The sequence below is a fragment of the Arthrobacter sp. Hiyo1 genome, assembly GCF_001263615.2.
Classification (GTDB): domain Bacteria; phylum Actinomycetota; class Actinomycetes; order Actinomycetales; family Micrococcaceae; genus Arthrobacter.
Genome location: NZ_DF952472.1, coordinates 363,877 through 366,822, shown reverse-complemented (window position 1 = coordinate 366,822; position 2,946 = coordinate 363,877). Strand labels below are relative to the sequence as shown.

Sequence of the window (2,946 nt, the reverse complement as noted above, 5' to 3'; positions counted from 1 at the left end):
CTGGAGTGCTCCTTCGGGGCTGGATACGAGTGCTTCTTCGTGCTTGCGGAACTCTTCGATGAAGCGCTCGGCAATGTCGGCCGGGTTGATGGTCTTGCCGGTCTCGATGGACATGGTGGTGACGCTCGCGTCGGTGATGCCGCACGCGATGATCTGTGCGTAGGGAGCGAGGTCATTGCTGCAGTTGATGGCCACGCCGTGCATGGTCACGCCGTCGAGGACGCGGATACCGATCGCGGCGATCTTGCGGTCCGGACCCTTGTCGTCCGCGAGGACCCAGACTCCCGCCCGGCCTTTGACCCGCGTGGCCTTGATTCCGTAGTCCTCCATGATCGCGATCATGACGGCTTCGAGACGCTCGACGTAGTCACGGATCCCGGCGCGGTTCTTCAGTTTGAGGATGGGGTAGGCAATGAGTTGGCCGGGTCCGTGCCAGGTCAATTTGCCGCCACGGTCCACGGGAACAACCGGCGTGCCGTCAAACGGGCGCTCGTGGTCCTCCGTGAGCTTGCCTGCCGTGTACACCGCGGCATGTTCAAGGAGCAAGACGGTGCTGGGTTTGTCGCCGGCAACAACCTTGTTGTGGAGTTCGCGCTGGATATCCCAGCCCTGCATGTAGTCAACGAAATCCGGGGCAAGACCCAGCTGTGAAAACTCAAGAGTCATGGGGACAAGCTTAGACCCCGCGGGGCGCAGGCCATGATTTTGTGGCCAAGCTCTCAGTCGTACTCGGCTTGCTTGCGGGGCTCCGGTCCTTGGCTTGTGGATAACTTCTGCGGGAATCCGCGATTTCCGGTATTTGTTGAGGCATGGAGACTTTTTCGACCTGCGGGAGTGCCCAGGACCGTGAGCGGGACATGCCCTCCCAAGGGATCGAACCTTCCGAACCTGTGATCCCGGGCTTTGTTGCGGTGCGTGAACTGGGCCGCGGCGGAAGAACCACGGTGTGGCTCGCAACGGAACAGCGGTCGGGGAAAAGCTTCGCCGTGAAATGCCTCGGCCGGAAACCGGAGACGGCGGATCCACGCGACGCCAAGTCATCCCTGCTGCGTGAGGTGCGGCTTCTATCCAGGCTGGACCACGAGCACCTCGTCAAGGTCCATGGCGTTGTTGAGTTGGCAGAGTCCGTCGACGGCGGCTTGGGCGTGGTCATGGACTACGCCCCTGGCGGCTCGCTTGGGCAGTTGGTGTCCAGCAGGGGGAGTCTTGGCGTGGGCGAGACAGTGACCATCCTGACGCCCCTGGCACAGGCCTTGGCCTATCTGCATTGCCAAGGGGTGACACACTCCGATGTTTCGCCCGGAAATGTCCTCTTCACCGCGCAAGGGAAACCGCTCCTCTCGGACATGGGCATTTCCCGCATGGTGGGGGACGCCGCGGGGGTTCCGGACTCGGGCACCCCAGGATTCGCGGATCCTGCTCCGGCTGTCCGGGGGACAGCGGAACTGGAGCCGCAGCGCGATACCTACGCCCTCGCCGCGCTTGGCTGGTATTGCCTCACGGGTTCCGCCCCGGACACTGCGGCACGCCGGCCGCCCTTGACACTCTTGGTGCCTGCGGTGCCTACTGCCTTGGCCGTTGCGATCGAGGCCGGGCTTCATCCAGAGGCGCAGCAGCGGCCGTCCGCGGCCGAATTGGGTGTTGCGGTCTACCGAAGCGCACCGCCGGAAGCTGTGGACCTTTCCGTTTCGGTGCACGCGACGGTTGTTCCGGAACTGATGACCCGGCGTCGGGCTTCTGCTCCTCGCCCAAAGCGCGCCCGCATCGCGGCGCTTTTCGGCCGCTTCCGCCCTCCAGGGTCGGGACGCAGACACCGGCGTGCGGTTGCGCCGGTTTCCGAACGACGGCGGGCGGCGCCCGTCGTGCTCGCTCTGGGGATGATTGCGGGCGCCGGATCAGTAGCCGCTGTGTGGTTGGCTGGTGCGGTGTGGTGGGCTGGCGATCGAGGACCGGGAGCCGGGCAAACGGCCCCTGGCCCGGCGTCGAGTGCTTCCCAGGAAGAACGAGTCGCGAGCGAGCCCGGCATGCCGCGCAATACCCAGCAGGGGGCCGGTCCCGATAAAGTCCCGGTGGAGGCAGAAGTTCCCGCGGTGGTATGGGGCCGGATCCGATCCGCAAACCCGGAGGAAGCCATACGGGGACTGTCGGCACTCCGGGACAAGGCGCTGAGTTCCGGAAAGTTCGAGCTCCTGGAACACGTTAATGTGCAGGGCTCGGCGGCTGCCGCCTCCGATGGAAAGCTCAAGGACGAATTGCTCGGCGCCGGCTTGGTTCTCGCGGGCTTTTCCACCACCCTCTCGAGCGTGAGTGTGGAGAGACCTTCCAGCCCGGACCGGGCAGCAGTTGCTGTCACGGTGGAAACGTCCGCCTATGAAGAACGGGACGCAGCAGGGGAGATCGTCGGAGCGCGGCCCCGGGGCGAACCACAGGAACTCAGGGTGGTTCTCCTGCGTGGCGAGGACGCGTGGAGGATCACCGAGATCCTGGCCAAGCAGTCTTAAATGATCACTTGCCGCCGCTTGCCACCCATTGGGCGGCATCCGCCAGCGCGGGGTGCTGCCAGGCAAAGCCTGAGTCCACCAGCCGTGCCGGTTCCATGCGCTGGTTGGCGAGGACAAGTTCCTCCGCCAGATGGCTGCCGAGGACCAAGCGCAGCGCGGGGGCAGGTACGCGAAGGAACGCCGGCCGGTGCAGGGCCGCCGCCAATTGCGCAACGATGGCGTTGACGTCAGCGCTTTCCGGGGCGCACACGTTGACGGGACCTTCGAGCGAGGAGTTGAGCAGGTATTCGAAGGCTGAAACTTCATCCACAAGGGAAATCCAGGGCCAATATTGCCGGCCGTTTCCCAACGGTCCGCCCACGCCCATCTTCAGCAACGGAAGGAGCGGACCCAGCGCTCCGCCATCAGGGCTGAGGACCACGCCGGTGCGCGGCGTCACCACCCG

At 65.0% G+C, this 2,946-nt stretch carries 3 protein-coding genes; 1 reads left to right on the top strand and 2 read right to left on the bottom strand.

The genetic code is table 11. From position 1 onward, the window contains the following. On the bottom strand, positions 1-666 hold a 666-nt coding region (lipB, locus tag AHiyo1_RS15250), incomplete at its 3' end, for a lipoyl(octanoyl) transferase LipB (protein ID WP_059389125.1). 143 nt (positions 667-809) lie between these two features. Here lipB and AHiyo1_RS15245 point away from each other — a divergent pair. Beyond that, positions 810-2,501, top strand: coding sequence for a protein kinase domain-containing protein (locus AHiyo1_RS15245; protein ID WP_253257375.1), 1,692 nt, complete (start codon positions 810-812; stop codon positions 2,499-2,501). A gap of 4 nt (positions 2,502-2,505) precedes the next feature. Here the strand turns inward: AHiyo1_RS15245 and AHiyo1_RS15240 are convergent. Beyond that, a partial coding sequence (locus tag AHiyo1_RS15240; protein WP_113990678.1) for a DUF1731 domain-containing protein occupies positions 2,506-2,946 on the bottom strand: 441 nt, incomplete at its 5' end.